We start from the raw sequence: 25,778 nt of genomic DNA, 5'->3' as shown, positions 1-25,778 counted from the left end.
GGCTATACGGCGGCCTGAATCCTAACGTGCGGGCGACTTGGCGGGAGCTTTGTCCATCAACTCGTCCAGCAGCCCGGGTGGCATGCCGGTGCGGATCTGCACCAGTCCCTGGGCATTCTTCCAGATCGTCGCGGGTGTGGCACCTAGGCCTGCACTGCTCATCAGTGCGGCGTTGCTGGCCAGTGCATCGCGGGCCGACAGGGGGATGCGCTGCAGCGGTGCGATACCCAGGGCATCGGGATTCTTGCCATGAGCGTCGGCATAGGCCATGGCGTGGCTGGCAAGAGCTTGCTCGGGTGCCTTGGAGGCCAGAATGGCGGCGGCCTTGCCTTCGCTGCTGGGGCGCAGCATGCCCACCAGAATATGGCGCAACTGCAACTGGCCGGCTTGCACCAGTGGCCTGGCATCGCGCCAGAGCTGGTTGCAATAGGGGCAGTTGGGGTCGGTGAACACATAGGCGATGCGGGCGGCATCGGGCCTGCCGTCGCCAATCCAGTGTGTACGCTCCAGATCGGCCCAGAACCCCTGACCCATGGGCTTTTGCACGGCATTGTGCAAGGCTTTGGCGTTGACATCCTTGCCCTGGGCATCAATGACGGTGCCAATCACCCAGTGCTTGCCGTCAGGCATGCGATAGATGGGGATGGGCTGCTGGTCGCGGTAGGCGGCCCAGGCCTTGAGGCCGCCGGAGCTTTGCATGGGGCCCACGATCTGCAGGCCTTGCTCGGCGAGAAACTGTGCAGAAGGCAGGTCGCAGCTTGCCGCACTGCTTGCTGCAGCGCTGCTGGCGGCAATCACGTCGCGGGTATAGGCCACGGCCACCACGGTGGCTGCGGCTGCAGCGAGGATGGGGAGCGTCAGCGCCGCCAATTGGCGTGACAGGAGCTGTAAACGTGGCACGATAAACCTTTGTCCATCTTGAGTCATGGGGCCTGTGTTGGAGGCGCAATGATGCGCAACTGCTCGCTCAGACTGGCGCGGGAGAGCTCCCCCGTACGAGTGGACCGCAGGCGTCCGTTCGCGTCATAGAAATAGGTGGATGGCAGGGCGCGTTGCTGCCAGTGCTGACCGGCGAGCTGCTCAGGGTCCAGGAGCACCTGGGCTGGGGGAAGAGGCATGGACTGCAAATAGCGCAGCACTTCAGCAGCGTCTTCACCCTGGTTGATCCAGATGAAACGCACGCCTGGATGGTCTTTTTGCGCTTGGGCCAGTACCGGCATCTCGCGCTTGCAGGGCGGGCACCAACTGGCCCAGAGGTTGATGACCAGCGGTTGACCACCGTAGCTGCGCAGATCCCTGGGCTGAGCGGCAGCGCTGACCAGCGTCAAGGAGGGGAGTGAAGACTCTGGAGGCTCAACCCAATTTCGCAGTGTGTAAGCTGCCATCAGGATGAAGGCACCCACGCCCAGGGACTGCAACACGCCACGTGTCAGGAGTGCATTGCTGCGGCAGCTCCAGGCTGCCCAGACAGCCGCTACCAGCAGTCCGGCCCAGAGGTTCCAGCCACCGTCGCGAATATCCAGAATCTGCAACACGCTTGCGGGAGATGCGCTCACGGGCGCCCAGTACTCGGGCCACCATTGCACGACGTATGCCGCGCGCGCCGCCACCAGTCCAGCAAGCGTGGCGTGAAGCAGCAGAGTCTCTACAGGCTGATTGCTTTGCCGCTGCCTGAGTCGCGCCCACCACTGGCTGGCAAGCAATGCCAGAAATGCGGCAAGAGCCATTGTTGGCAGAGCGAGAGGGCCTATCCGCACACTGGCGGGCAAGGCCAGTGCCTGCAAAAAGCCGGGTTGAGCTGCTTCGGTATTGCCTTCGCTCAGGGCTGGAGCCCGGGCATCCGCATTCCTGTCCATGCCTGCTTGAGCGGCGCTGATGCTCTGCTGCTGTACCGGGTAGCAGATGCCTATCTCGGCACAGCCCTGCCATTGCAGCTCCAGCGGCCATCGCGTCGACTGTTCAGGCAGTGCAGCCTGAATGCGCAACTCCCGGTGAAAGACCTGTACATGGCCAAAAAAGGCATCGCTCAGGGTCCGACCTTCAGGAATCTGCAGTGGTATTGGCTGACCTTGAGCATCGAGCAGGCGCAATTGGTCGCGGTAGAGATAGTGGCCTGGAGCAATGTTCCAGCGCAGCTCCAGCAGGCGGCGGCCATCAGCCTCTGTCTTGATGGCGCTTTGCTCGGCGTGGACCAGCTCGAAAGCCTGTTCGGCAGTCAGGACTTCGGGTTGCGCAGCGGGCTTGGCGGCACTCAGGCTGGGCAGGTTCAGCGGCTGTGCCCAGGCAGTCATCCCCGTCAGCAGGACTGAAAGCAAAACTAGGGCTGCGGCAGAGCGAAGAGACATGAATGGTGGTGGCTGAGTGTCTTGGATGAGGCAGCCCCGCATCTTGGATGCAAGGGATTAAGCAGGGGTTAACGCTGCGAAAAGATAAATCTGCGATGCTCGGCCGATTCGGATAAACAAGGTGCGTAACGGGTACTCACATCTCTGGATGTGATGGTGCGGGTGGCGGTTGCGCAGTGAAAAAATGCATGTGCTGTTAGTGGAAGATAACGCTTTGGTCGCCAGCGGGGTGAAGGCGGGCCTGCAGCTACAGGGCTTTGGCGTGGACGTGGTGGGTTGCGCCAGCCAGGCTGATGCGGCGCTCAAATCCTCCCACTTCGATGTGTGTGTGCTGGATCTGGGTCTGCCCGATGAGGACGGTCTGCATCTGCTGGCACGGTGGCGCAGTCAGGGGCTGGAGCTGCCGGTGCTGGTGCTGACCGCACGTGATGCAGTGGACCAGCGCATCGAAGGCCTGCAGACCGGTGCTGACGACTATCTGGTCAAGCCCTTCGATCTGCACGAGCTGGCGGCGCGACTGCACGCGCTGCTGCGACGGGCGGCGGGGCGTACCGTGGACTGGATTGCGTTGGGTGATGTCAAAGTGGATCTGGCCGCCGGCCAGGCCATACGGGAGGGCAGCATCGTGGACCTGTCGCGTCGTGAATGGGCGTTGCTGCGCGCGCTGCTGCAGTCGCCGGGGCGAGTGCTGAGCCTGGAGCAACTGCGCGACAGCCTCTATGGCTACAGCCTTGATGTGGAGAGCAACGCGGTCAATGTACATGTGCACCATCTGCGTCGCAAACTGGGCTCGGACATGGTGGAGACCGTGCGTGGTGTGGGTTTCAGATTAGGGCGGGTGCAGGGAGGCAGTTGCTGATGCGCAGCCTGCGGGTCCGTTTGCTGGTCTGGCTGTGTCTGGCGCTGTGCACTCTGTGGGGCGGTGTGGCCGCCTGGATGTTTGCCGGCATGAGGCATGAGCTGCGTTCCGTGCTCGACGACCGACTGATTGCATCGGCCCGCATGGTGGCGGGCATTGTCCACCAGTTCAAGCCGCACAACACCAGTCCCGAGGACTGGGGTCCCATGCTCAATGTGGTGGCACGTGATGGAGTGGCTTGCGAGGTCAGCATGATTCGCAGCGAAGTGCATACCGCACCTACACATGATGGTGTGGATCCGGATGCAAATGCTGTGTCGGACGAGGCGAGCGACAAGGCGGCTCGCCCGGCACTGATTCCGGCATCTCCGCTGGATGCACCGCGCACCAAAACCGCAAAGACCGGTCGCGCCGTTGATTCCGCAGATGCGGCTTCCGAGCGGGCTACCGAGCCTGCCGATTCTCAGGTGCTGGCTCGCACTGCGGGTGCGCCCAGCTTCCAGGGGCCGCTGCCGCTGGGCTTCTCGAGCATCACCAAAGGCGGCAAGCCCTGGCGTACCTATGTGCTTGAGGAGCATGGCGTACGCATTGCCACGGCCGACCGCATCGATGTGCGCGAGGGACTGATCCATGGTTTCGCCTACACCATCATCCTGCCCTTTGTGCTGGCGCTGCTGGCCAGCATGGTGTTGATGTGGTGGGGGGTGACACGCGGCCTGCACCCCCTTGAGTCGCTGCGCCAGGAGTTGAGCGAGCGTCCGCCCGGAGATGATTCGCCCGTGGCGCAAGGCCGGCAGGTCAAGGAGCTGGCGCCACTGGTGCAGACCATCAATCACCTGCTGCAGCGCGTGCACAGAGCCATTGAGCGCGAACGTCGCTGGAGCGACGATGCCGCCCATGAGCTGCGCACTCCGCTGACTGCCGTCAAAACCCATGTGCAGGTAGCGCAGATGGCGGTGGCCAATGCGGGGTATCAGATGGTGGCTTTGAGGGATCAGCCCGGCGCCGGCAAAGACAATGCCGCGCCCAGGCCGATTTCGGAAACCGCGCAGTGGCAGATGACCCGGCAGGCGCTGGAGCAGGCGGGGGAGGGCGTGGAGCATTTGCAGCACACGCTGGAACAATTGCTGCTCTTGGCCAGGCTGGATTGTCAGCCGGTGAACGAAGATGCAGGAGGTTCTCGTGCCATGGCCTGCGGTAGCGAGCCCGCCTGTGCCTGGGAGGCTCTGGAAAAAGCCTGGGGATTGGCCGCCACGGCCATTCCGTCAGGCTCGCTGCGCCTGCGCTGGTTGCCTCAGCAAGCCCTGAATGACGCCAGGCTGCAGGACTTGCGTGTAGCAGTGCCTCAGCCCCTGCTGGTGTCGGCATTGCGCAATCTGATGGAAAACGCCTTGCGCTATGGGCAGCAGGCAAGTGGCGAGCCGGGCGACTCTGCGGTGCAGCTCGGCCTGCGCCACATTCCGCAGCTGGCGCAGGTCGGCGGCGACAAGCCGCAGGCGATGCCTGTCAATCCTGCCGGTTATGTGGAGTTCACGGTGATTGACCATGGGCCCGGGCTGAGCAGCGAGGACTGTGCCGTTGCGACCCAGCGCTTCTGGCGCAAACAGCATCAGGCCCATGGCAGCGGTCTGGGGCTGGCGATTGTGCAGCGCATTGCACAGTGCAGCGACGGTGAGCTGGAGCTGCTGCCCTTGGCCCGGTGGCAGCAGCATAAGGGCCACGCATTCGAGCAGGTGCACAACGGCCTGGCGCCAGAAGCGGCGACAGGGCTGGTGGTGCGCTTATGCCTGCCGGTGAAGTCCTGTGCTGCGCAGCCTGATTAGTCGCCTCTGGGGAGCCGATTGTTTGCAGCATTAATTGGCTCTTAATCTTCTATAAGTATCTTCGGGCAATGTGCTTGCTGTCATTGGGCTGCTTTGGCTCGTGACATTCCAGGTCAGACGTCGGCGTTCAGCACACGCCTGATGTGCGGCAGATCTGAGCCGCTTAAACCTCCATTCCCAAGATGAATCGCTTGAACACAAAGACTCTGCCCCGGTCGTGGGTGGCTGTCGGCATTTCCATGCTGATGGCGACCAGCGCCTGGGCACAAGAACCTGCTGCCGCCAAGGCTGCATTGAACGGCAATGCCGCTGCCGGTGCAAAGATCGCTCAGTCCGGCTCGGCCGGCGGTGCGGCTGCCTGCGTCACCTGCCATGGTGCCAAGGGCGAGGGCCAGCCTGGCTTCCCCGCACTGGCGGGCCAGCACGCCGGTTACCTGGAGCGTCAGTTGAGCCAGCTGGCGGCTGGTGCCCGTCAGTCCGCTGTCATGGCTCCCATGGCCAAGGCCTTGAGCGAGCAGGAGCGCGCCGATGTGGCCGTCTATTACGCCAGCCTGCAACTGCCTATCAAGAGCGTGCGCGGTGCCTTGCCCGGCAAGAGCGACGATGGCGGTGCCTGGCTGGTCGAGCGCGGCCGCTGGGCCGACGGCATTCCTGCCTGTGCGCAGTGCCATGGCCCAGGCGGAGTAGGCGTGGGCAAGGACTTTCCAGCCATCGGCCATCTGACAGCCGACTATATGCAAAGTCAGATCGATGCCTGGAACAAGGGGCAGCGCGAGGCCGGCCCACTGGGTCTGATGGGGGCTGTGGCCAAGAAGCTCACGGCCGATGACGTCAAGGCCGTTGCAGCGTACTACCAGCGCCTGCACAACCCCGCTGCTGCAGCAGCAACCGCCAAGCCTTAAGAGTTCGGGAGTTGACAATGTCGGACAAACAACAAACTGCTTCCAAAAGCTCCAATCTCGCTGAATACGCCGTGGTGGCCTGCCTGTTCGCAGGTCTGGGCGGCGCGCTCTGGTATGGCATGAGCATCAGCAGCCCCAAGAAGGCCGCAGAACCGGCCAAGGTGGCTGCGCCTGCCGCAGACGCCAAGGCCGTGACTGTGGCTGTCAAGCCCGGCGAATTCACACCTCCCGGCGTCAGCGACTACCCGGAAGGCCCCATGGGCGATTGGGTGCGCCGTGGCGAAGCGATCTTCACACGCACGCCGGTCAATGCCGTAGGCTTCTCGGGCAATCCGCTGAGCTGCACCAATTGCCACCTCGACGCTGGTCGTTTGAAGGGCGCAGCCCCCATGTGGGGGGCCTACCCCATGTACCCGGCCTATCGCAAGAAGACCGACCATGTGGACACTTTTGCCGAGCGCGTGCGCGGCTGCTTCATGTACTCCATGAACGGCAAGGCACCGGACGACGGTCATGACATTCTGGTGGCGCTGGAGTCCTATGCCTACTGGATGGCACAGAAGGCCCCCACGGGCGAGAAGCTGCCCGGTGCAGGTTTCAAGAAGGCGGGCAAGCCCGAAGAGACTCCCACCTATGAAGCCGGTGCCAAGGTTTATGAAGCCAAGTGCGCGCTATGCCACGCTGCAGACGGCAAGGGCCAGTTTGTCGGCGATGTGGCCGTGTTCCCGCCGCTGTGGGGCAAGGACTCCTATAACTGGGGTGCCGGCATGCATGACATCGACAAGGCGGCCAACTTCATCAAGAACAACATGCCCTACGGCAATGCAACGCTGAGCGATCAGGAAGCCTGGGATGTGGCAACCTTCATCAACAGCCAGGAGCGTGGCCAGGATCCGCGCTTCAACGGCAATCTGCAGGCCACGGCTGAAAAGCACCATGGCAAATACTCCATGTACGGCAAGGAAGTGAACGGCAAGCTGCTCAAGGGTCTGTAAATGGGCGCTTGATTAGGTCTGCCGGATGCAGGCTCAAGGCCAGCCCTGTAATCGGGGTTGGCCTTTTTTGGTGATCGGGGTGATCAGAGTGGGTGTCCGGCCAAGCCGCCGTTGAGCCGTCGGCGGTACGTTGCGCCCTGGACTCGGAGCTCAGGGTTTGGCAGGGCTGCACAAGGCCCATTGAATCCGCACTCAAACCTAGACTCGGAAAGCGCGGGAAGATCACTTCCCGACGGACGTAGAAAAGCCCGGCGAGCCGGGCTTTTGCAATGGCAGGGCTTGAAAGATCAGGCCATGAACAGGTAGTGATCCACGAGCAGGGCGAGAAACAGCAGGCTCAGGTGAAGCAGTGAAAAACGGAAGGTGCGGCGCGACAGCTCGTCCGAGTAATTACGGTACAGGGCCACGGCATAGGCGATGAAGCCTGCACCCAGAACGACAGCTGCGAACAGATACAGCCAGCTGCTCATGCCGTACATGAAGGGCAGCAGACCGGCCGCAAACAGCACAACGGTGTAGAGCAGAATCTGCAGGCGCGTGTATTCGCTGCCATGGGTCACGGGCAGCATGGGCAGGCCGGATTGGCGGTAGTCCTCCACGCGGTACAGGGCTAAGGCCCAGAAGTGGGGCGGAGTCCAGAGGAAGATGATGAGGAACAGAATCAGCGCCTCGGGGCCAACATTGCCTGTCATGGCGGCCCAGCCCAGCACGGGCGGCATGGCGCCAGAGGCTCCGCCGATGACGATGTTCTGTGGCGTGGCGGGCTTGAGAACCACGGTGTAGATCACCGCATAGCCGACAAAGGTGGCGAGTGTCAGCCACATCGTCAGCGCATTGGTCCAGACCAGCAAGATCGTGGCGCCAATCATGCAGAGAATGGCCGAGAAGGCCAGAGCCTGCTGACTGGAGAGTTCGCCGCGCGCCGTGGGGCGCCAGGATGTGCGCTTCATCTTGGCGTCGATATGACGCTCCACCAGGCAGTTGAAGGCCGCTGCTGCAGCCGCTACCAGCCAGATGCCGACGCAGGCAACGCCCATATGCACCCACTGATTGGCCGTGGGCCAGCCGGGAACGGCCAGCACCATGCCGATCAGGGCGCAGAACACGATGAGCTGCACCACGCGCGGCTTGGTCAGTGCATAGAACTGGCTGATTCGCGAGGTGTTATTCAACAAGGCTTCACTTTGACTCATGCAATCACTCTTTTACGCTATGCCTCAGGCTGGGCGGCGCGCCATTTCGGGCCCGGGGGCGGCGACGGCATTTGCGCGCGTCACGGCCAGACTCCAGACCACAATCGTTACCAGGGCCGCGGCTCCACCGGTGTGAAGCACGGCCGCAACCAGGGGCCAGTCCAAGACCACGTTGGACAGACCCGTCAGAACTTGCAGCACCGCAAAAAATCCCAGCAGCCGGCGCTGCTTGGCCAGTGCAGGAGCATGGCGCAATGCCCACCACAGACCAGCCAGTGCCAGAACCACCACATAGGCCGCCAGACGGTGGGTGTAGTGAATGGCGGTCAGCGCTTCGAAGCTGATGTGGCTGCCGTCCTTGAGCATGCCCAGAGGGCGCCAGATCTGCAGCGCTTCGGCAAAATTCATGGCAGGCCACCAGCTACCCTGACAGCCAGGGAAGGTCGTGCAGGCCAGCACGGCGTAATTGGTGCTGACCCAGCCGCCCAGGCTGACCTGGACGATGAGCAGCGCCAGGCAAAGCCACAGCACGATGCGCAAGCGTCTGGCGATCAGGGCCGGAGAGCGGCCAGCTTGCTGCTGGCTCAGGCCCGCTGCAGGAATGGCCAGCAATGCCAGCAAGCCGGTACCGCCCAGCAGGTGCAGCGTGACGATGGCTGGAAACAATTTCATGGTGACTGTCAGCGCTCCGAAAGCGCCTTGTATGCAGACCCATACCAGAGCCAGAGTCGGCCAGCAGGGGTTGGCAGCGCCTCTGAAACAGGCGTGTTGGCCCGTTAGCCTGGCTGCACGTGCCTGCTTCCAGCTCATGACTGTCATTGCAATGATGAGCACGCCGACCGTGGTCGCCAGATAGCGGTGAATCATTTCCACCCAGGCCTTGCCATGGGTGACCGGGCCGGTCGGCATGGCAGCTTGCGCTTCGGAGATTTGGGCATGCGCTGCGATAGGGCTGGCCGTGCCATAGCAGCCAGGCCAGTCAGGGCAGCCCAGGCCCGAGTCTGTCAGACGTGTGAAGGCGCCGAATAGAACCAGATCGAAGGTCAAGAACAATGTCAGCACGCATAGCGCCTGAAGGCGCCTGCCGGAACCTGTGCCGCGATTGCGCCACCAGACCCAGCATAAAGGTCCCAGGGCCAGCGCCAGACCAAAAGCCATCAGCTCCAGTGCAGGAGCCAGGTCGTATAGCTGTTGCTCTGTCATGCCACTGCTCCATGGGCCATCTTCCATTGCTTGGCCGCCTGCAATTCAGACAGGTCGGCGCGGTCAACGGTCAGGGCAAAATCGCAAAGGCAAAGTGGCATGGTTTGGCTGGGACGGTCAGTACTTGGCCAGTATTTACAGAAATTATTGAAGATCTTGGTCAAGCGCAAAACGAGAGAAAAACCTGCTTGCTCGTATCGAGCCTTGAGCGCTCCAGGGCCGGGACTCTGCTCGACGCTTGGAGCAGCAGTTGAATGCAGGCTCTTTGATCCCGCACAATTTTACCCATGTGATTTGAGGCTAGGCAGTCGTGACCTGAGTGTCCCTAACAAAGAGGAAGAAAGGCTTGCCCTCAAAACCCGGCTTTCGGGAAAACTCCGAGGCAAAAAATTGCCAAAATGCTCCGATTTTGAACGGAGGCTGCACAGCCTTGATGTACGATAGCCCAAGCTCACAGCCTGGAACTGTGAGCCTGTCAAAGACAGCTGCAGTCGTGGCTTCGTCGCAGACGCGGGCGTCGTTCAATGGTAGGACTCTTGCTTCCCAAGCAAATAACGTGGGTTCGATTCCCATCACCCGCTCCAGACTTTCTCAATTTAATCAAATGGTTATCTGTGCTGAGTGGTTCGCTGGGCAAAATTTTGGGCAAATTTGTCTGATTTAAAGTTGAGCGCTATGATTAGGGGGCGTGCGCAGAAGAGCGTGTCACGACACATTTTCTACGCTTACAACTGATGCCTATCACGGCCGCTCAGAACCTCATGGAAAAAGCCGCTCGATGAGCGGCTTTTTTGTCTCTGCGATGCGTGTCAGGTGCGCGGCGATTGCTGCCCTGCTATACCGCGTACATGTCGAACGTACGCTGCAGCTTGCTGCTGACCATGCTGCGCTTCTGTTAGCAACTCAAACTTTTCGAGTTCTACTCGATCTTGCTCACCGTTAAGCCAGCGCGCATACGTGCGCGTGAACATCTCAATGCTGTGCCCCATCTGTCCTGCAGCGTAGCCAATTTTTTGACCTGCCATTAGGCGCATCGTCGCGTTTGTGTGACGCATGTTGTATGGTCGGCGGTAGCGGATACCTAATGCGCGAAGTGTCGGTATCCAGTATTTGTTTCTTATCGACTTTTCTGAGTGCCATGGAAGATCGTCGTAAGGGTTCGTGAAAACGAACGCATCGTTGCCTCCCATAAACGTGAACTTCTTTTGGAGCCTCAGTAGCTCGATGGCTCGCTTGGTCAGCAGCACCATTCTCGATGAGTCCGTTTTTGTGCTCGCTTTGTGCTCACCAAAAACCAGCGCTTCGTGGACCTTGATTTCAGCTCTATTGAAATCCACTGAGCCCCAGCGCAGTCCGTACAACTCAGAAGAGCGCAGGCCTGTGAGGGACCAAAATTCAACGAGATTCGCAATGCGTTCGTCGTATCGTTCGCGCATGTACGAAACGATACTGTTGATCTCATTCAGAGAGAACGGATCGGCTTGCTTTTTCTGCCACTTTTTATGCGCACGAGCTGTAGAAACGGCTTCAGTGAGAATTCCATCCTGCACTGCCAGCGCGAGCGCCGAGCTGACAGCACTCAGGTAGTTGTTGAACGTTTTGCCGCTTAGCGCTGAAGCTTTTTTGCGCGCCAGTTGCAGATGTGACAGCGTCAACTTGTCGAGCGGAATGTCTGCGATCTTCACTTCTTCGACGCGAGCTTTCTTCCCTCTACCGACTGTGACTTCAATTGTTGTACGGCGCCAGAAATTGCAGCAAACAGCGTAGCCGCGCATTGTCGACTTTGCGAGATCTAGCGTGTTGAACCAATGATCAATTTGCTCGATGAGAGTCGGTATAGGCTTCGTTTCCGAAGTCAAATTTTCGGTTGCGAAATAGTTCTCGTGTTCGTACGTTCCAAGTCTGATGTCGGCCTTGATTTTTGTGACAAGCTGGGTTGCGTACATCACGTTCTGCAGAGTGGGGAGTAGAGCGCTGCCGTCCGGCGCATTCAGTCGTTGGATGACGCTTGTGCCTCGCATGTTTATACGGATGCGTATCGATGCGTCGCGTACTTCGACGCCTGGGATTGCCTTCACTTTTTTCACTGCTGTCGCCATGCTTTGCACTCCTGAAATCTAATGATATTTGTTGATATCAGATTGTCTAAAAAATCGAGAAAATCTCAAAAGCGACGCAGGCCGCGCTGCCAGCGCGCAACAGCTTGCAGATCAATGAAAATTTGACCATTTGGCGCACGGCTGAACTCGACAGTTGCAAGCCAGACTCCAGATTCGATCTTGCGTCGAATTGCTTTTTCAGTCAGTCCTGTCTGCGCTGCTGCCGCGCGGACCGTGACGAGGACCTGCAATTCAGGGATTGCCGCCAGAGGAGTGGATTTTTTTGTGGGTTTCATGACTTCAACGCTTTGATGTGTCGGTGACGAAAAGATGGGCAGGGCGGTGAAGGTGCCAGGAAGCTCAAGCCCTTCTACTGTGGATCTTTCTTTGCAACTCTTGAGGGCGCTCTGCGGGAAGCTGCTGCAGCTGGAGATGAAAACTGCTCAAGCAAGTGTTCATCGAGCTGCGTTGCGTCGAGATCCTGTGCTTGCACTATCTCAACGGGATTGACCGGACGTGCCTTGAGCTCATTGATTAAGCGGCGCATAGCAATCTCAATGAGCAAGTACGTCTGCCCATCCGCAACCGTTTTCAATTCTTGGTATAGCGATTCACGCAGTCTGAGCAGATGAGGCCGACGGCCACGCGTCTCTCCGCGTCCAACGACGACCAAACGTAGGCCTTGTTCATCAGCTCCCGCACCGGATTTTTTCTTTGTAGCCATGAGTCAGTACCTTTTATGAGTGTCGGGTGGTACTTTACGGTATCAGCTGCTATCAGCTCAGGACCAGGAGTTGCCCACTGTGATGTCGACAGAAGCAGGGATGTTGTACTGTGCAAAAACAGCATCTTCAGCGCTGAGCATCGCTCTTCGAACCTCTGCGGCCTCTCGTTGCGAACATGACTCTGGTACACACAGGACAAGCTCATCGTGAACCACATTCACGAGGTGCCGCCTGGTGCCGTGATCCATCGATGCAATGGCGCTAATGATGATGTCTGCGCCTGTGCCTTGACACGCGTAGCTCAGTAGCAGAAAAGGAGAGGTTGCAGTAACCTTCCTGCCGCTCAATGTGGCACCGCTGACAACCCGAGAGGTGGTGGTCTGAAAGACACCGTCATGCGCTTTCAGAAACAGTGTTTCCTTTGCCGCTGCGCTGAACGTGCTCTGGTACGAGTCGTGTAACAGAGCAATTTCCGGGTACATCTTGAACCACGCATCCCTTGCCGCTTGTGCCTCTTCAAATGTCCATGTGAGCCCATAAGCTAGCCGCCCGTATTCCCAGAACGATGAATCTTTCATACCGTAGAGCAGTCCGAAATTCTGAGCTTTGGCAGTGTCTCGTTCAACGAAGAGTCTGGACTTCAGTTCACAGCGTTCCTCGTCGCATAGTCCAGCAATGTACGCAGCGGCATTGCCGGTGAAATCGATATCTCCACGCTGCCGGACAGACTGCAATGCTGTGGTGAGATGGGGGTCAACGCCAGTCCTGAAGGCAGTTGCCAGCATTCCAGGGAGTCCAGTGCCTGCCCGCATTTTTTCTGCGAAACATGCGGCGATGCGCAGTTCGATTTGACTGTAATCGGCACTAATGATCACAGACCCTTCAGGAGCCGTCACAGCACTCCTGAGGCGCTGATCCATCGCCATAGAAGCGGGCCGTTTTGCTGTTAGCCGGCCTGTTACGGTGTCGTATCCGAATAGGGGGTGGAGCCGTCCATTCGGTGACACTGATGCAATCAAATCATCACATGACGCCAAGGTACGTCTTGCATCACACAGGTCACGCCATGCGGCGATGCCGGGTAGCGCTATAGCCCCCTTGTTTGATAGTGACTTTAGGCTGATGGATGGAAGGCCATTGTCACTGGCATCAAGCTCAACACCCGTTGATCTGGCGTACTCTCCGACTGCTAAGCGGATCTCATCAGTAGCTCCTCCGGACATAGCGGATAGACGTGCCTGGATTTCGTACAACGACGGGATGTGCTCAACTACAGTACTTGCAGCCTTGGCAACTACCGCCGCCGCATCACATCTAATCGATTCCAGGCGGTCAATATCAACTGGCATCCCATTGCAGCTGATCTGTACCAACTGTGTCGGCAGGTTCGTCGCGCAAACTTCCCAGCCACGGTTCATCATGACTCTGTGTGGATCCGCATGGCCCAACACTGCATTTCTGTAGTGCCATGTGCTTAGCGGCGCGACGGACCATGCTCTGTCGTGGGCAGCTTTAACTGCGCGAGCATTCATGCCAGCCCCATGCATGATGGCTTCCAGCGATGTGGGTGGGGATGACTTTTTATGCGCTTTCACAAGCGCTGCGGCGGCTTGTTCGATGACCGCGCGCCTTGAAATGTCGTAGATCCGATCCGGATCTACGTACCTGACATGCCAGAGAGGGTCGTAGACCGCTGCTGGCGCCATGTTTGCGGCCCTTGCAGTACTCATAGCCCATGTGAGGAGCTCAGCTGCGTTGTAGCAATAAAGGTTTTTGGAATTGATGCTGTCTGATATCAATGAGGTGACGGCTGATGCGTCTAGCACATCAAGATCCCACACCATCACATCACCGCCTGGCAGCCCAACAACCCATGCCCTCATTCTGGTAGTGCTGATCACGCCTGGTATGTATCCAGCAGCATTAGCGAGCTTTCTATAACGATCCCAATTGCATCCAGGGCCGATCTCCGTGCTCTTTCCAACAGCCAGCGTTCGTGCGCTAGGTGCTTCTGCCGTAGCCCTGAAAGACAAGCTCAAAAAATCTGCTTCACTGATTTTTTTTCGCATCTCATCTGTGTATGCGACAAGGAATCCTGTGTTTTCAAAAACGAAATCCTTCTCGCTCGCGAAAAGTATTCGTCTGCGACGTTCTTCGATATCGATAACATCTTTCGTTGCCGATATTATTCGCAGTGGAGAAGCGTTTTTCGATGACGTAATATTGTCTCGTTGACGCCTGATGCGTTCGATATCGACACTTGACATTTCGTTGGCATTAATCTGATCTTTTCTCATTTCATTTTTAGAAAAAATTTTGCAGATATTGGCAGGAGGTAATATAATTAACCGAATCATACAAAGATGATTTGTATTTAACTAGGTTATTTACTCCGCAGTGGATCAGCACTGTTTAACCCCGGTAATATGCAGTTGCCGGGGTTTTGTTTTTTCGGCACATTTGAATGGTGAAATCGCCAAGCAAGATTTTATCTTGCTGGCGTTGATGCATGTGGTTCATTTCGATGAAATGGCCGCAACGCTTGAATATCTGTTGTATTCGCGATCGTTTGCCGCGAGCGAGGTCACGGGCCTACGTTTTGCGGCGTTACTCTTGATATTCAATTCAAGCACCCGTCGCGTAACCCCGCCGATTGATTGTGGCGTTCTTGTGGTTGCAATATAAGGGCTCTTCTTGAGCTGTTTTTTGAACGTGCTTTCATTATCGAAATTGTTGTTGATCAATTTCAGTGCTGAGGCGGGATGAATGTACAGCATCGGATTGCTGGACAGTTTTACGAATTTCCCATTTCTGTTAACGATGGGAATGAAAACGCGCATGCCATACAAGCCAAGCGCATTCTGATATTTACCCAGACGGCCCGTCTGTGCCTCATTCCGAGCCTCTTCAACTACCGTCGCGACGGTGTATGCAGCCCCTTCAGCATAGATATGTGAGGTCATGAGAGTATCGATAATGTCGTTGCTCGACATCGCATCATCAATACGATCGCGCTGGTCATCCAGTTCGATGGATTTAAGCAGATCTGCTGCCGCTTGCTCGCTCAATGAACCGTCATTCATTGCGACCCAAGAGGCAGCGATCAGTGGAGTAAAAGTATCGAGGAAGCGACTAGATCCACGCATAGACTTTCGCAGTTCCTTCTCTGCTGCGACGAGTCGTGGCCAAGAGTTAATCATTCGCATGAACATCCTGCGACCAAGTCTTTGAACTTCTCGTTGATCCAGAGGCTCCTTGCTTGCCAGCAAATGCACCTCCGCGTCACTGTCATGACGAGGGTTGATTTCTATGCAAAGAAAACGAGACTCATCAGCGGCTGTCATCGAGGGTGAGGTGACACCGGCAACCATGCCCATTGAGCGCAGCAAAAACCTTTTTGCGTTGTGCGTGGCTGTCCCTTTGATGCCTACAGTTCCGTCTGAGCAACTACGTAAGAAAGTCAGGAGATCCTTAACTTTCTCCGCAGCCTTTTCAGTGTTGGACTCGGATTCGCCCACGATCACGGCGATCGCATCCTGATTCAACCCCTGCATGATGCCTGCAGCGGAGCTCTGGGCGCCCTCAAGGTAACAGCACGCTTTACCTAGCAGGTTTTTGAAGGCGAGTTGCAGAGTAGATTTTCCGGAGCCGGGAGGCGCTGTAAGAGATGCATGTGGGCGCCACGGAGCCGCTGCGGCAAGGTAGCTGAGCATGAGCCAGCCATACATCAGCGTCCTGTCTGACAGGCTGCGAAAATTCCATGTGCCCATGCCATCGAAAATAAACTGTGCATCTTCAGTCGTGCCAACCTCAGATTCAGGTGTGATACCTAGAGGTATTGACGCCTGATAAATGCGATCGTCCTCGTTCTGGATGCGGTCTGCTGAAGTGCCGTCGGCGTTCCAAAAATGTTCAGCACTATTGATGGAGATACCGCCGTTCGCATTCATCCAGACACCGGAGCCGCACAATGAGTCGGGATTGAACACGCCGGCATTCCAGCACCTCTCAACAAGATCACCCCCCATGCGAGTGAAGTTGACTGTGATGGCGCCATTTTTCGGGTTCACCTCCCCGTATTCCGCTTCACAATATTTATAGCCACCTACGATATTCATCAATGACGAGGCCGATGTAATCGCGTTGGCGGTCAGAGAGAAAACTCTACTTTTAGCTCTAGACCACACAAAATTTGACTCATCTTTGTATCCAAGAGCATCGTACCCGCCGCCACTCCTCGCTTGGATGCGGCGCAATTCTGAATTCCAAAGGTGGCGTAGCATACCGCGTACGCTCTCCGCGCCCGCATTGACGATCCAGTCATCGAGACCTTGTTTTTCTGAGAGCTTTCTGCGGCCATCTCGCGTGGTTTTTGCGGGTACATGTGCATACATTACGGGAATGGCGATGCTGCATTTGAGAGCACCCGTAAAGGCGTTCATTGCATTTGATACCAGTACGTTTTCGCTCGCATCACTATCAGCCAAAACAATCACGCCCGTGGCGCACATACTATGAATCGTCTCAATGATTTCATTTGCGATAGTGCTGTCAGCTCCGAGTGAGCCAGATCCATCGGACCACATCGTGACGCCTGGGATGGCGATAGTTGGCACTCCAATGGACGTTGCTGAGATCGCTTTGAATTCACCTTCAGTGATGACGATGAACTCTGCTCCAAGAGCACTCAGCTCAGCGGCCCCATGGGGGATGTAGGGTATTGCACCGGCTCCTGTGCGTCCGATGTAACGCTGGCGCTTTTTTCCAATCAGTTCTGCGTCTGTTCGAGTGTCAAATACCCTGAACCGAACATGCTGAGTCCCATCTTCATTCATATACGGGGACCCATCAATATTCATATAAGGAATGCGGATAGCATCACCGTACACTCCACCCGTCATACCCAACGCAGACGCGGCTGATGCCGCTGCGACTGTTTCGAGTTGATTTTGGTTAGCGGCTTTAGTGTCAATGGCTCTATCTGCCAGCGACTTGGCATGTTCATTAGTCAGCATGGTTGTACTCCGTTTAATGCAGTAATGATCGATGTCTGTGTGCAGCAGCGTTAATCGATCTATGTGACTATTTTGAACACAATTTTTCTGCTTGTGCGAAAACAGTGGATTTTTAAACCTAATTTTTTGCAGACATCCAAACGGAGTCGAAATACTCGAAAGGGTAGAGATGCGTTGTGCGTGAAAATTTTCGGTATTACGGTTCCACCAGAGATCGTAAATAAGTCTATCAAGGTTAAATTTAGCCGGTACAGCCAATATTTCTTGGATTCTTACGGTTTTACGTTGGCCCAACCTCTTTGAATAAAATACTAGAAGTCTATTAATTAAATATTTCTCTTACATGACGAGGAAAGATATGTGTAAAACCGTAAATATGAATCCTTAAAGGTGAAAACCAAGCATCTAAGCCAGAAATCACAGCTTTGTGAAATTTACGGTCCTGTTTTTGTTTTTACGAAAAGCGTAAATGCGTGAGCTTCAACTAATATTGCTCGCCAAGACGCTGGCACCTGCTATCAAAGGTACGGCTTGAATGCTTGTGCTTGGACGGCAACGATGGAGGATAGGTTCCAAGGAACGGTATCCCCTTGCTGAACTGGGTTTATTGATGGAACTTTAGAACTTCCTGCAGCACATCCTTGTTCGCTTCTTCTGCTGCTATTGCGCGAGCGTAGTGTGCGCCGTCTCTGACCATCGACAGCTCATTTTTCAAAAGCATTAGTGTACTACTGGGCGTATCGTATTCAACGTCGATGATGTCACTCCGAAGCTTAGCGTTTTGCAAACGTCGCAGCATTATTGCGCAGCCCCAATCATCAAAGTACGATGTCCATTCAAAATCATCGGTGCTGCACACGGAAGTTTCGAATTCGAGATTTAAAAGAGGATCCGGGTTATCCAAAAGTGGTGCAAAAACTTCGCGAATAGTCAGTCTTGCGCGCACGATTTTGACTTCGAGATCGAGAGCCGCTTCATCCTCGAAATGATCTTTGGGGTACAGCGCAAGTACGGTACGCCGTGCCGTTTCTAAGCTAGCCATACAAGCTCTCATTCACCAAAAATATTTGTTGCACAACTACTTCGCCTGCCTTGCAAGGTGGGCGCGTACGCTAATTTTCTTCAATGCAAAACTCCTTGTCGTGAAGTGATAAGCATGCCAAGTTGCTCCTGTAACTGGACTCTGGACTGCCCAGGTGCGCGATCGAAAAGCTCCATGATGCTGTCGTTATCGAAGATGTCGAACTCGACGCACAGTACACGAACTGCAATTCCGTTGACGACAAAAAGCACGTCAGCACAGTGCTCGAAGACATACCCAGACTCTTCGTAAGTGAACTTTACGCGTGCGACCCTTGCATCATCTTCGATGTTCATGATCTGGAAGTTGAATGGCATTGTCAGGTCCCTAAAATATCTTTCAGTGTGTTGCATGCTTGGCGCTTGGCCTGGATTGCCGGCTCTAGCGCTTTCATTTTAGAAATGATGCAGTTTCGTTCTGGGAAATTTCTGAGCTGCATCACTTTCTCTAGAAGGCCTGATTCTTCTTCTAGTCGCTTTACAAGCACGTCTGTCAGTTCAAAGCGTACTTCTTTTATATTTACGGATGCTGGATTTATTTTTACGTATAGTAAATCTTCACCAAAAATAGCCAGGGCTTCATCTTTCACTCTGAAGCGTTCGATCGCAATAGCTGTGTATATACGCATAGCGACAGAATTTGCTGTCGCTATGTCGAGATGATTGAAATTCATCCGAATCGCTCTGTCTGTAATGTGTCGAGGCACAGCCGCCGTGTTCGCGCTCGCACCGTTTCGTAATTGGCTATACAACATACAAAATGCCAATTTTGCAGCACAGACATACAAAATTCGCTCTATGCGATTTAATGTGCTTGCGCTCAGCTGGACATCAGTGCGTTTGTAAAACGTTCCATGATTGTTCGTCGCGCCATCAGTCAATGACTGTGCGTGAGTAACCCGTACGCGCAGTCCGTGCACTTCAGCTGCTTTAATGGCATGCAGCACACCATCAATAATGAACTCCGATGGGCGGTACTCATCGGGATGGCTGTAGTTTTTGATGCTAATGTTGTGTGTCATGCAGAGAGTGTTTACGCTTTAAGATTTTTTTCAAAATCCACTATCTGCTTGCAGTTGGTGCAAGCACAACAGCTGGATTTTGTTGAAATCAAAAATCGTGATACATGCTGATGTCGTACTAACACAACCATCGTAATGATGTACTTAGCGGCTCACCACTACGAACTTTCCAGACTGGTGGATTAGAGATCGTCAGTACAATCTAAGAAGCACCTGCGAAAGCGGTTCTACTCAACCTCGTTCACATTAGATGCTCTCGCATCGAGATTGCGTCGACGACAACGGATCTACCCATGACAACCTACAGCGAACTTCTGGCTAAAAAAGCAGAGCTGGATCGGCGCATTGCTGAGGCCCTTTCCACAGAAAGAACAGCAGCGCTGACCCAGATCCGAAGCCTGGTTGAGACTTTTGGATTTACTCTTCAGGAGGTTTTCCCGCTACCAACGATGCCCAAAAAAGCCCCCGCCAAATACTACGACCCCAGCACGGGCAAGTCATGGAGCGGCCGAGGCAAGCCTCCAAGCTGGATCACTGACAAAGACCGTACTCAGTTCGAAATCGATACCACTCCAAGGTATGACTTCAGCGGCCCGCGCGATGAGTCCAACCCGTTTCCAGTGCAGTAAGCGAAGCCCTAGCCAATGAAAGGCAAGCGACCCAAGAGGTCACTTTTTTCTATGTGCGGAGCACGGAGTGCTCCATTTCGGTTTCCAACGGGCTTGTAACGGTAAGCGCTGGCGCTCTGCGGATGACGAGCAGTGAGCGGCGTTCGCTGAGTCCACAGCCCATCATGGGGCGCACCAGCTCGCGCCGTGCAGGTGCGCTCGCCACCTTTCCTCAACGCTTTTTTCGTCACCTCGTTCTCCAACATGAACTCGGCCAGCTGCCGCTTGAGACGGGCGTTTTCAAGCTCTAGCTCCCTGAGCCGTTTTTGCGTCTGAGGCGCTCATGCCGCCGAACTTGTTACGCCAGAGGTAGTAGCTGGACTCAGAGAAACCGTGCCGACGGCACAGCTCTGTCACTGGCAGCCCAGACTCCGCTTCTCGCAGGAAGCCAATGATCTGTTCTTCTGTAAATCTCTTTTTCACGTCCAATCTCCTGTCTTCGGGATTGGACTCCAGAGTCAGACGCTACTCAAATTCGGGGGGCGTCGATCAGTCAAATACTGGAAGGTCTCAGAGCTTAGTTTTTGATAGCGATGCCTTCCTGTCTCGATGAATAGGCGGGCAAAGGCCTCCCAGTCGTACAGAAAAACCAATACATCCCCGTTCGGTGTCCCTAAACAGGTACTGCCTCTGGATGACTGTCGCCAGAAATCAAAAAACGGAAGTTGGGCAATCTTAGATTGCAAAACATATCTTCCATCTATGACTTGAAGGCCGAAATAGGTGCGTTGTGTGACAGGCTCTGTTGTGGTGGCTTGAAGCATGAAGATTGAACTTGAAACACAGCTGCGTTGTGCTTGTTTCCGTCTCGGCTTCCGGCACTCAGGTGTCGTCAGAGCGAGCATCGGGTTGATTAGTGCAACTACTGTTGTGGGAGCCAACGTACTGAAATGTGCGCGCACAGCATGCAGGATAACCGGCTTTCTATGAATGGTCCTTCTTTGAGAAGGGGTGACCAATCAAACTGCGTGTGGCTCGCAGGCGCTGCTTGCCCGCACGTTTGGCAATATCCATAGGGCTGATGCGCACCGCCGGGCGAAATGTTCCTAGCCACTCTTCTTTACCCAGGGCTTTTATCACTCGAATGAACGAGTTCAATCGTCCGCCAGAGCCGCTCTCTAATGAACGAATTGTTTGCTCTGAAATTCCGGCTCTGAGAGCGATATCGTGCATGGTCAGATTTTGACGAAGGCGCTCGGCTCGAAGCTGTTCACCCAGCGCTATCTCAAGTTCATCGGGCGTTTTGAAGAGCTGCATAAGCTATGAAAATTTGTAGGTTACCTTGGTAATTTCAAACTAACCTATGAAATTTGATAGATTGTGAACTGTCTGAGATAGTTGTTGCGCTGGCGTTCATTGATCGGGCTGAGCACAAATGAATCCGGGAATTTCCCCTGAGTATTCATCAACAAACTTCTGTGACTTTGAGGTTTTGGAAGGTTTGCCGGCCTTGAACTCGCCTTTTTCAATCGGGTTGAAATTCTTTGGCGCTAAAAAAGTGTATTTCACGATACCTTTTTGATCCGTGGTCTTGTGCGTAATGATAACGGGCCCATCATTTTTATTAGCGCATTTAAAATCTTCAAACTCAGTTTCACTCATGCCTTTAGCGGTCATCGCTTTGTCTTTTGGCAGGCTGGTCGGAATTCTGTAGTGCGCTGGATTGGCTGCCAATGCGACGTTTGCAGAGGCTAAATACGCAAATGCGATCAGTAGAGTTTTCATGAGATGTTTTTTTGATTCTAATGGATGGATGTTTAAGAAGTAATCTACGCTTTCAGAGCACGGACGTTGGAGATGTAGGTGTCAAGAGTTTCCTCGATCTGCTTGTTGAGTCTCCGAACTCTCTGTATTTTCGGAATACAGAGAGTGAATATATATATCAAAGTAACAATCGCTGCGATCCAAATGCTGGATGTAATGATTAAAGTAGCCAGCCAAATGACGATGGTCAGTATGATTCCCAAAAATCTGACATGATGAACCTTGAGGTCATCATTAATTCTTGCCGGATATCGTATTCTTGTATATTCATCAGCGTTGTGATTGAAAACGCCGCAGTTGACGGTTTTCTGTGTTTCACGGTTGGTCGCTGTGATAAACGTAGCACTTTGACCCGTGCGCAGTTTGAGATCAATATTTGTGAGAGAGATGGATTTTTCTATTCCAGAATCCAGCATCATCCAAATATCGTGATGAGAATTTACTTCCGACGTGATCTTTTCACCTGGGAGATACGATCCACCTACGTTGACGCCACGCATTGGATCGACTTCACTGCTGACCGTCACTGTTTCATGCTTGCGTTGATCAATCACGGTGCCGCGGAAGTGCTGAAAATCAATATGCTTGCCTCTGAACTCAATGGTTTCCATATTTCCTCTCTGTTTATTTCACATGCGATGGGCTTGAGGGGATGCCTGCGGGCAGGAGGCATCCTTAGACCCGTCTGAATAAGGTGCTCGGGAAGAATCGATGTGCCTGGGCTTGCGTACCAAGGCGCCCAGGCATGGCTGCGTTTACAGCGTTTTGGGCCTGGCTTGACTGGACGCTTGGGCGCCCGCCTGGGTCAGTGCATCCGTGATGTCGGTGAGCTGCAGACGCTTGGCCTCAGCCAGTGGAGTGATCAAAATGTCGTACAGCGCAGGCATGGGGCTGGCGTTTGATTTGGTCACCGTCATCAGTCTTGAGGCAGCATTGACATCTGCACTTTGGGAGATCAGGGCTTTGACAGCGGCTGAATTAGCCCCCCATACCGCAAACATCATGGGCGTGGCATGTACTTCCAGGAGCTGAGCGCTGTTGCCTGCTGCCCCTGCCTGCTTGGCAATGACGTTGATATCGATCTTGCCTGGCGATTCGGGACCTACGCCTTCAGCGGCATAGAGCCGGCTCAAATCCTTGCCATCAAACACAAGACCTTCGCTCTTGTTCAACATGGCTGCATGCGCATTGCCGGAGATCAGCAGCTCTTCTAAGCAGAACGAATACTGGCCTTCACCTTCTGCCTTACTGAGCTTGATGGGTGTGTCGGAAATTTGGGTCACGATTGCCATGGCTTTCCTGTTGCCATCTGAGATAGTCCGACAAATATCGGCTTGGGACATGGAATAGGCCAGCTTGGCCAAGGCTTCGACAGGAGGCACTGCTTGCTCCAGTTTCTGAATGATGCGGCTGGTGTCCTCTTTGGTTTGCAGACCCACGTCATGAAGCTGCTGCAGGTTGACTGCTTTATTTGCGCTGTATGCAGAGTAGATAGCTCCTACGCTCAGCACGAACAAGATGATCGAGAACACCTTGTCATGGCGGGCAGTTCTGATTCCTTGGCGCACGCTGCCAAACATACTGGTGGCTTGCTTGCCAAGAGCCGCTCTGCCGGAAAAATAGAGAGCCAATCCGATGGCAATCAACCAGGCCAGCAAGGCGATCAGAACGCTGGCTTTGCTGGCGAACAGGTGCCCGAAGATATTGGAAAAGATTCCGACCAGTGTGCATCCGGTCAGCATGACGGCATTGAGTGCCGTCATGCGCTGAACATTCATGGTTTGGGTGTGATCATCCATGGGGGAGTTCTGAAGAGGCCACGAATTCAAATCAAGGCGTGTATTGCTTGTATTTCCGATGTTTCAGTCCTGCAGGCAGAAATACTTCTGTCCTTGTAGCGCCAGAACCTGCTTTTCCATGGAATGTTTGGGATCGGTGATATCCGCTATCCCTGCATAAGCTTGGGAGAACGTTGAAACCTTGAAGGCCAGCCGCCCGTCTGTCAGTGACAGTAGTTCATCCAGCTGTGCGGGCTCGGCTGGGGCGGCGCACTGAATATGTTGGCCGGGGTTCGGGCTGGAATTCGTCGAGGCGACGGATGCAACTTCAGAGGCTGTTGCTGCGATAGCGGTAATCGAGCTGGCGGTCAAAACGAGAGCTGTCAGAGCATGCAAAGGCTTCATCACGTACTTCCTGAAAAATAAGCGCCAACAAGGCGCAGCTTGAGAAACCGGCAAAGCTATTGCCGGTGCGCAGAGATTCAAACCATGAAAAAAATTCGCTTTGCAGAGAAGCGAAATAGGACTGCTCAAGCTGCAGCTGAGATCGCCTTTGTTCGTGGATGGCGATCACCACAGCGTGCAGAGAGCGGCACTCTTGTCAGTTGCTTGGAAGAGGGCAGATCAAGGCCAACCGTTGTTGATCTCAATGCTCTTTGACTGACGTTCGGCATGTCTTCTCCCGGTTGCTCTTGAGGTGTTTTGGAATGTGTTTTTGGTAATCATATACCGTGAAACTAAATCCCGTGGATTCTTTTCACGCAGAGCAACACCATCAAGAGATGGTTAGAGCGAAAGAATCACTGAAGAACAAGGTCCCAGAACTCGTGCGTTTTGGAGAGGCCGTAAGAGCTAGAAGAAAAGCGTGTGGCTACTCACAGGAGGCATTTGGCGATGCATGCGGCATTGATCGCAGCTACATCGGGGGGATAGAAAGAGGTGAGCACAATTTGGCCTTGATCAACATCCTCAAGATCATTGCGACCTTGAATCTGCAGCCGTCGGAGTTTTTTGAAGCACTAGATGGTCCGACTCCTGCTGCTTTAGCCGAACGTAAAAGCAAATCCAAGCCCTGATAGGTACTTCAGAGCAGTCTGCTCCTGACCGTGAGCACCAGAAATCAACACGCGCAGGCATTCAGTTTCTGGTGACGGTGCGTGGAAAACCAAGAAGCGCGGTGCTGAGCGGCGCCGTCAATGGCGCAAAAGTGCATCTGGGCTGTGATGCTGATACTTTGCAGATTCGAGCCCGTGACCACCACGTAGTGGGCGATTCACCAGTAGCTGCCGAGCTACTCGCCCAAAAGCCGAGCCATGAAACGGTTGCCAGCTTCACGGGCGATGCAGCGTACAAAACGCAATATGTGCACGAGGCCTGTCATAGGCGAGGAGCCATCACCATCATCCCTTCCTCAAGGTTGCACGGCAGAGGAAAGGGCAGCATTCGCGCATGCGCATCGCAACGAGGCTGTCAAGGCGTGCTAGCAGCTTGACCGTGCTATCTGGAAACACTGGAGCGGCTACCGCTGAGGGCACTCGTGGAGACGGGGATAAATTGTTTCTGAGAAAGTGATGGCCAGGCTCGTGTGAGCGGCCTCAATATCCGTGCATCCACCCTCAACCGATTCACAAAACTGGGAAACCGCCCAAGGGGGCCGTGGCATAGCTGTACCTGAGGGTTTGAGGGTTCGTTCCCAGATGGTCTTATGCAGCAGGGCCTGTCTGGGCAGCATGCTGACCGCACATGATTTCTGAATAGGCAGCTATCGTGGCTTGCATTGCTCTCTCAACTTATCCGAGAGCTCGGCAACAGTCTCCGGCTCAGAGAGTCCTTTGTGCCCGTTGGTCAGCACAAGATGCTTAGAGGCTGGGCCAATCCATCCTTCGTCGTCATCATCCAGCGCAACCCAGCCAGTCACTTCACGGCGTGTGGCGTCGGCCAACACTTGTGCGCCTCGGGTCATGGCATCGAACTCAAACTTGTTCATGGCGCTGTGAAAGGTTGCACCAATCACTCGTGAGCGCAGAGCGTCGGGAAGGTAGGCCTTCGCCTGGGAATAGCTTAATACACGTACCCAAGAAGTAGACAGAACGATGGCGACTTCAGGGTACGGCGCGAGTGCTTCAACTAGGATGCCTGAGTTTTCGAACAAGCTATGTCCAGCTTGGTCAACACTAAAGTGCATTCCGCCTCGAGGGGAACGGTAGACGGGCTCCGGGTGCAGGACGCCGTCATAGTCAAGATAAAGAATCGCTTTCAATGCCGTTCAATCGATATTTCAGCCGCGTTCGTCAGGCTCTTGGAGGC

At 54.9% G+C, this 25,778-nt stretch carries 26 protein-coding genes, 1 tRNA gene and 2 pseudogenes; 9 read left to right on the top strand and 20 right to left on the bottom strand.

What is annotated here, in order from left to right; translation table 11 throughout:
- Nucleotides 1-21 precede the first annotated feature (21 nt).
- Entirely contained in the window at nucleotides 22-900 is an 879-nt protein-coding gene (dsbG, locus tag F0P97_RS15655) for a thiol:disulfide interchange protein DsbG (RefSeq protein WP_182283033.1), read from the bottom strand.
- 23 nt (nucleotides 901-923) lie between these two features.
- Nucleotides 924-2,291: a prolipoprotein diacylglyceryl transferase family protein gene (locus F0P97_RS15650; RefSeq protein ID WP_182283032.1), complete on the bottom strand. Its 1,368-nt coding sequence runs from the start codon at nucleotides 2,289-2,291 to the stop codon at nucleotides 924-926.
- 238 nt (nucleotides 2,292-2,529) lie between these two features.
- Here F0P97_RS15650 and F0P97_RS15645 point away from each other — a divergent pair, with 238 nt between their 5' ends.
- The 4 genes from F0P97_RS15645 to F0P97_RS15630 all read left to right on the top strand — a co-directional run bounded on the left by F0P97_RS15645 (nucleotide 2,530) and on the right by F0P97_RS15630 (nucleotide 6,924).
- On the top strand, nucleotides 2,530-3,204 hold the full coding sequence (locus tag F0P97_RS15645) for a response regulator (protein WP_182283031.1): 675 nt from the start codon (nucleotides 2,530-2,532) through the stop codon (nucleotides 3,202-3,204).
- Nucleotides 3,204-5,027 carry an ATP-binding protein gene (locus F0P97_RS15640; RefSeq protein WP_182283030.1) on the top strand — a complete coding sequence of 608 codons (1,824 nt, stop codon included), beginning with the start codon at nucleotides 3,204-3,206 and terminating at the stop codon, nucleotides 5,025-5,027. Before F0P97_RS15645 ends, F0P97_RS15640 begins: the two co-directional genes overlap by 1 nt.
- Before the next feature lie 182 nt (nucleotides 5,028-5,209).
- Nucleotides 5,210-5,929, top strand: coding sequence for a c-type cytochrome (locus F0P97_RS15635; protein ID WP_182283029.1), 720 nt, complete (start codon nucleotides 5,210-5,212; stop codon nucleotides 5,927-5,929).
- 17 nt (nucleotides 5,930-5,946) lie between these two features.
- A complete protein-coding gene (locus tag F0P97_RS15630; RefSeq protein ID WP_182283028.1) occupies nucleotides 5,947-6,924 on the top strand; it encodes a c-type cytochrome in 978 nt (325 codons plus the stop codon).
- A 287-nt stretch (nucleotides 6,925-7,211) separates the two neighbouring features.
- On the opposite strand, the gene cyoE is transcribed toward F0P97_RS15630, so the two are convergent.
- On the bottom strand, nucleotides 7,212-8,117 hold the full coding sequence (gene cyoE, locus F0P97_RS15625) for a heme o synthase (protein ID WP_182283027.1): 906 nt from the start codon (nucleotides 8,115-8,117) through the stop codon (nucleotides 7,212-7,214).
- Nucleotides 8,118-8,141: 24 nt separating this feature from the next.
- A complete protein-coding gene (locus F0P97_RS15620) occupies nucleotides 8,142-9,320 on the bottom strand; it encodes a COX15/CtaA family protein (RefSeq protein ID WP_182283026.1) in 1,179 nt (392 codons plus the stop codon).
- An 11-nt stretch (nucleotides 9,321-9,331) separates the two neighbouring features.
- On the opposite strand from F0P97_RS15620, the gene F0P97_RS15615 reads away from it, so the two are divergent.
- Together F0P97_RS15615 and F0P97_RS15610 are read left to right on the top strand one after the other, a co-directional pair.
- A complete protein-coding gene (locus F0P97_RS15615; RefSeq protein ID WP_182283025.1) occupies nucleotides 9,332-9,574 on the top strand; it encodes a hypothetical protein in 243 nt (80 codons plus the stop codon).
- 256 nt (nucleotides 9,575-9,830) lie between these two features.
- Nucleotides 9,831-9,904 (top strand) — tRNA-Gly (locus F0P97_RS15610).
- Between the two features lie 225 nt (nucleotides 9,905-10,129).
- Here F0P97_RS15610 and F0P97_RS15605 read toward each other — a convergent pair.
- The 8 genes from F0P97_RS15605 to F0P97_RS15570 form a co-directional block, all read right to left on the bottom strand.
- On the bottom strand, nucleotides 10,130-11,419 hold the full coding sequence (locus F0P97_RS15605) for a tyrosine-type recombinase/integrase (protein ID WP_182283024.1): 1,290 nt from the start codon (nucleotides 11,417-11,419) through the stop codon (nucleotides 10,130-10,132).
- 65 nt (nucleotides 11,420-11,484) lie between these two features.
- Nucleotides 11,485-11,715, bottom strand: coding sequence for a hypothetical protein (locus tag F0P97_RS15600; RefSeq protein ID WP_080553877.1), 231 nt, complete (start codon nucleotides 11,713-11,715; stop codon nucleotides 11,485-11,487).
- A 74-nt stretch (nucleotides 11,716-11,789) separates the two neighbouring features.
- Nucleotides 11,790-12,143 carry a hypothetical protein gene (locus tag F0P97_RS15595; protein ID WP_150106953.1) on the bottom strand — a complete coding sequence of 118 codons (354 nt, stop codon included), beginning with the start codon at nucleotides 12,141-12,143 and terminating at the stop codon, nucleotides 11,790-11,792.
- A 57-nt stretch (nucleotides 12,144-12,200) separates the two neighbouring features.
- Entirely contained in the window at nucleotides 12,201-14,501 is a 2,301-nt protein-coding gene (locus F0P97_RS15590) for a DNA polymerase (protein WP_003054358.1), read from the bottom strand.
- Between the two features lie 159 nt (nucleotides 14,502-14,660).
- Nucleotides 14,661-17,159 (bottom strand): DUF3854 domain-containing protein, encoded by a 2,499-nt coding sequence (locus F0P97_RS15585; RefSeq protein ID WP_003054360.1) that lies wholly within the window; start codon nucleotides 17,157-17,159, stop codon nucleotides 14,661-14,663.
- A gap of 604 nt (nucleotides 17,160-17,763) precedes the next feature.
- A complete protein-coding gene (locus F0P97_RS15580; protein WP_003054362.1) occupies nucleotides 17,764-18,201 on the bottom strand; it encodes a hypothetical protein in 438 nt (145 codons plus the stop codon).
- 80 nt (nucleotides 18,202-18,281) lie between these two features.
- Nucleotides 18,282-18,536: a hypothetical protein gene (locus F0P97_RS15575; protein WP_150106955.1), complete on the bottom strand. Its 255-nt coding sequence runs from the start codon at nucleotides 18,534-18,536 to the stop codon at nucleotides 18,282-18,284.
- A 23-nt stretch (nucleotides 18,537-18,559) separates the two neighbouring features.
- A complete protein-coding gene (locus F0P97_RS15570; RefSeq protein ID WP_003054366.1) occupies nucleotides 18,560-19,261 on the bottom strand; it encodes a hypothetical protein in 702 nt (233 codons plus the stop codon).
- Between the two features lie 293 nt (nucleotides 19,262-19,554).
- On the opposite strand from F0P97_RS15570, the gene F0P97_RS15565 reads away from it, so the two are divergent.
- Nucleotides 19,555-19,890, top strand: coding sequence for an H-NS histone family protein (locus tag F0P97_RS15565; protein ID WP_003054368.1), 336 nt, complete (start codon nucleotides 19,555-19,557; stop codon nucleotides 19,888-19,890).
- A gap of 62 nt (nucleotides 19,891-19,952) precedes the next feature.
- Here F0P97_RS15565 and F0P97_RS15560 read toward each other — a convergent pair.
- The 7 genes and pseudogenes from F0P97_RS15560 to F0P97_RS15530 all read right to left on the bottom strand — a co-directional run.
- Nucleotides 19,953-20,352: pseudogene (locus F0P97_RS15560) on the bottom strand (transposase); the annotation flags it as partial.
- A gap of 501 nt (nucleotides 20,353-20,853) precedes the next feature.
- A complete protein-coding gene (locus tag F0P97_RS15555; protein ID WP_034400519.1) occupies nucleotides 20,854-21,186 on the bottom strand; it encodes a helix-turn-helix domain-containing protein in 333 nt (110 codons plus the stop codon).
- 96 nt (nucleotides 21,187-21,282) lie between these two features.
- Nucleotides 21,283-21,654 (bottom strand): hypothetical protein, encoded by a 372-nt coding sequence (locus F0P97_RS15550; protein WP_003054372.1) that lies wholly within the window; start codon nucleotides 21,652-21,654, stop codon nucleotides 21,283-21,285.
- A 44-nt stretch (nucleotides 21,655-21,698) separates the two neighbouring features.
- Nucleotides 21,699-22,304: a hypothetical protein gene (locus tag F0P97_RS15545; RefSeq protein WP_182283023.1), complete on the bottom strand. Its 606-nt coding sequence runs from the start codon at nucleotides 22,302-22,304 to the stop codon at nucleotides 21,699-21,701.
- A gap of 144 nt (nucleotides 22,305-22,448) precedes the next feature.
- Nucleotides 22,449-23,492: a hypothetical protein gene (locus F0P97_RS15540; protein ID WP_182283022.1), complete on the bottom strand. Its 1,044-nt coding sequence runs from the start codon at nucleotides 23,490-23,492 to the stop codon at nucleotides 22,449-22,451.
- 63 nt (nucleotides 23,493-23,555) lie between these two features.
- Nucleotides 23,556-23,876, bottom strand: coding sequence for a hypothetical protein (locus tag F0P97_RS15535; RefSeq protein WP_003054379.1), 321 nt, complete (start codon nucleotides 23,874-23,876; stop codon nucleotides 23,556-23,558).
- Nucleotides 23,800-24,045, bottom strand: coding sequence for a hypothetical protein (locus F0P97_RS15530; protein ID WP_172671685.1), 246 nt, complete (start codon nucleotides 24,043-24,045; stop codon nucleotides 23,800-23,802). The genes F0P97_RS15535 and F0P97_RS15530 overlap by 77 nt, the downstream gene beginning before the upstream one ends.
- Nucleotides 24,046-24,202: 157 nt before the next feature.
- Between F0P97_RS15530 and F0P97_RS15525 the strand changes: the two genes are divergently transcribed.
- Together F0P97_RS15525 and F0P97_RS27690 are read left to right on the top strand one after the other, a co-directional pair.
- Nucleotides 24,203-24,547, top strand: coding sequence for a helix-turn-helix transcriptional regulator (locus F0P97_RS15525; RefSeq protein ID WP_322518407.1), 345 nt, complete (start codon nucleotides 24,203-24,205; stop codon nucleotides 24,545-24,547).
- Between the two features lie 70 nt (nucleotides 24,548-24,617).
- A pseudogene (locus tag F0P97_RS27690) lies at nucleotides 24,618-25,146 on the top strand (transposase); the annotation flags it as partial.
- Between the two features lie 87 nt (nucleotides 25,147-25,233).
- On the opposite strand, the gene F0P97_RS15520 reads toward F0P97_RS27690, so the two are convergent.
- Nucleotides 25,234-25,731 carry an HAD domain-containing protein gene (locus F0P97_RS15520; protein ID WP_034400525.1) on the bottom strand — a complete coding sequence of 166 codons (498 nt, stop codon included), beginning with the start codon at nucleotides 25,729-25,731 and terminating at the stop codon, nucleotides 25,234-25,236.
- Between the last annotated feature and the right edge of the window lie 47 nt (nucleotides 25,732-25,778).

The organism is Comamonas testosteroni (assembly GCF_014076415.1).
In the GTDB taxonomy this organism is placed as follows: domain Bacteria; phylum Pseudomonadota; class Gammaproteobacteria; order Burkholderiales; family Burkholderiaceae_C; genus Comamonas; species Comamonas testosteroni_F.
This window is presented reverse-complemented; position numbering and strand designations above follow the sequence as displayed.

What these genes read in the sequence shown, in the direction of transcription:
- F0P97_RS15650 (WP_182283032.1), bottom strand. Translation starts at nt 2,291, where the DNA reads ATGACTGCCTGGGCACAGCCGCTGAACCTGCCCAGCCTGAGTGCCGCC.
- F0P97_RS15645 (WP_182283031.1), top strand. Translation starts at nt 2,530, where the DNA reads ATGCATGTGCTGTTAGTGGAAGATAACGCTTTGGTCGCCAGCGGGGTG.
- F0P97_RS15640 (WP_182283030.1), top strand. Translation starts at nt 3,204, where the DNA reads ATGCGCAGCCTGCGGGTCCGTTTGCTGGTCTGGCTGTGTCTGGCGCTG.
- F0P97_RS15635 (WP_182283029.1), top strand. Translation starts at nt 5,210, where the DNA reads ATGAATCGCTTGAACACAAAGACTCTGCCCCGGTCGTGGGTGGCTGTC.
- F0P97_RS15630 (WP_182283028.1), top strand. Translation starts at nt 5,947, where the DNA reads ATGTCGGACAAACAACAAACTGCTTCCAAAAGCTCCAATCTCGCTGAA.
- cyoE (WP_182283027.1), bottom strand. Translation starts at nt 8,117, where the DNA reads ATGAGTCAAAGTGAAGCCTTGTTGAATAACACCTCGCGAATCAGCCAG.
- F0P97_RS15620 (WP_182283026.1), bottom strand. Translation starts at nt 9,320, where the DNA reads ATGACAGAGCAACAGCTATACGACCTGGCTCCTGCACTGGAGCTGATG.
- F0P97_RS15615 (WP_182283025.1), top strand. Translation starts at nt 9,332, where the DNA reads ATGGGCCATCTTCCATTGCTTGGCCGCCTGCAATTCAGACAGGTCGGC.
- F0P97_RS15605 (WP_182283024.1), bottom strand. Translation starts at nt 11,419, where the DNA reads ATGGCGACAGCAGTGAAAAAAGTGAAGGCAATCCCAGGCGTCGAAGTA.
- F0P97_RS15600 (WP_080553877.1), bottom strand. Translation starts at nt 11,715, where the DNA reads ATGAAACCCACAAAAAAATCCACTCCTCTGGCGGCAATCCCTGAATTG.
- F0P97_RS15595 (WP_150106953.1), bottom strand. Translation starts at nt 12,143, where the DNA reads ATGGCTACAAAGAAAAAATCCGGTGCGGGAGCTGATGAACAAGGCCTA.
- F0P97_RS15590 (WP_003054358.1), bottom strand. Translation starts at nt 14,501, where the DNA reads ATGATTCGGTTAATTATATTACCTCCTGCCAATATCTGCAAAATTTTT.
- F0P97_RS15585 (WP_003054360.1), bottom strand. Translation starts at nt 17,159, where the DNA reads ATGCTGACTAATGAACATGCCAAGTCGCTGGCAGATAGAGCCATTGAC.
- F0P97_RS15580 (WP_003054362.1), bottom strand. Translation starts at nt 18,201, where the DNA reads ATGGCTAGCTTAGAAACGGCACGGCGTACCGTACTTGCGCTGTACCCC.
- F0P97_RS15575 (WP_150106955.1), bottom strand. Translation starts at nt 18,536, where the DNA reads ATGAACATCGAAGATGATGCAAGGGTCGCACGCGTAAAGTTCACTTAC.
- F0P97_RS15570 (WP_003054366.1), bottom strand. Translation starts at nt 19,261, where the DNA reads ATGACACACAACATTAGCATCAAAAACTACAGCCATCCCGATGAGTAC.
- F0P97_RS15565 (WP_003054368.1), top strand. Translation starts at nt 19,555, where the DNA reads ATGACAACCTACAGCGAACTTCTGGCTAAAAAAGCAGAGCTGGATCGG.
- F0P97_RS15555 (WP_034400519.1), bottom strand. Translation starts at nt 21,186, where the DNA reads ATGCAGCTCTTCAAAACGCCCGATGAACTTGAGATAGCGCTGGGTGAA.
- F0P97_RS15550 (WP_003054372.1), bottom strand. Translation starts at nt 21,654, where the DNA reads ATGAAAACTCTACTGATCGCATTTGCGTATTTAGCCTCTGCAAACGTC.
- F0P97_RS15545 (WP_182283023.1), bottom strand. Translation starts at nt 22,304, where the DNA reads ATGGAAACCATTGAGTTCAGAGGCAAGCATATTGATTTTCAGCACTTC.
- F0P97_RS15540 (WP_182283022.1), bottom strand. Translation starts at nt 23,492, where the DNA reads ATGGATGATCACACCCAAACCATGAATGTTCAGCGCATGACGGCACTC.
- F0P97_RS15535 (WP_003054379.1), bottom strand. Translation starts at nt 23,876, where the DNA reads ATGAAGCCTTTGCATGCTCTGACAGCTCTCGTTTTGACCGCCAGCTCG.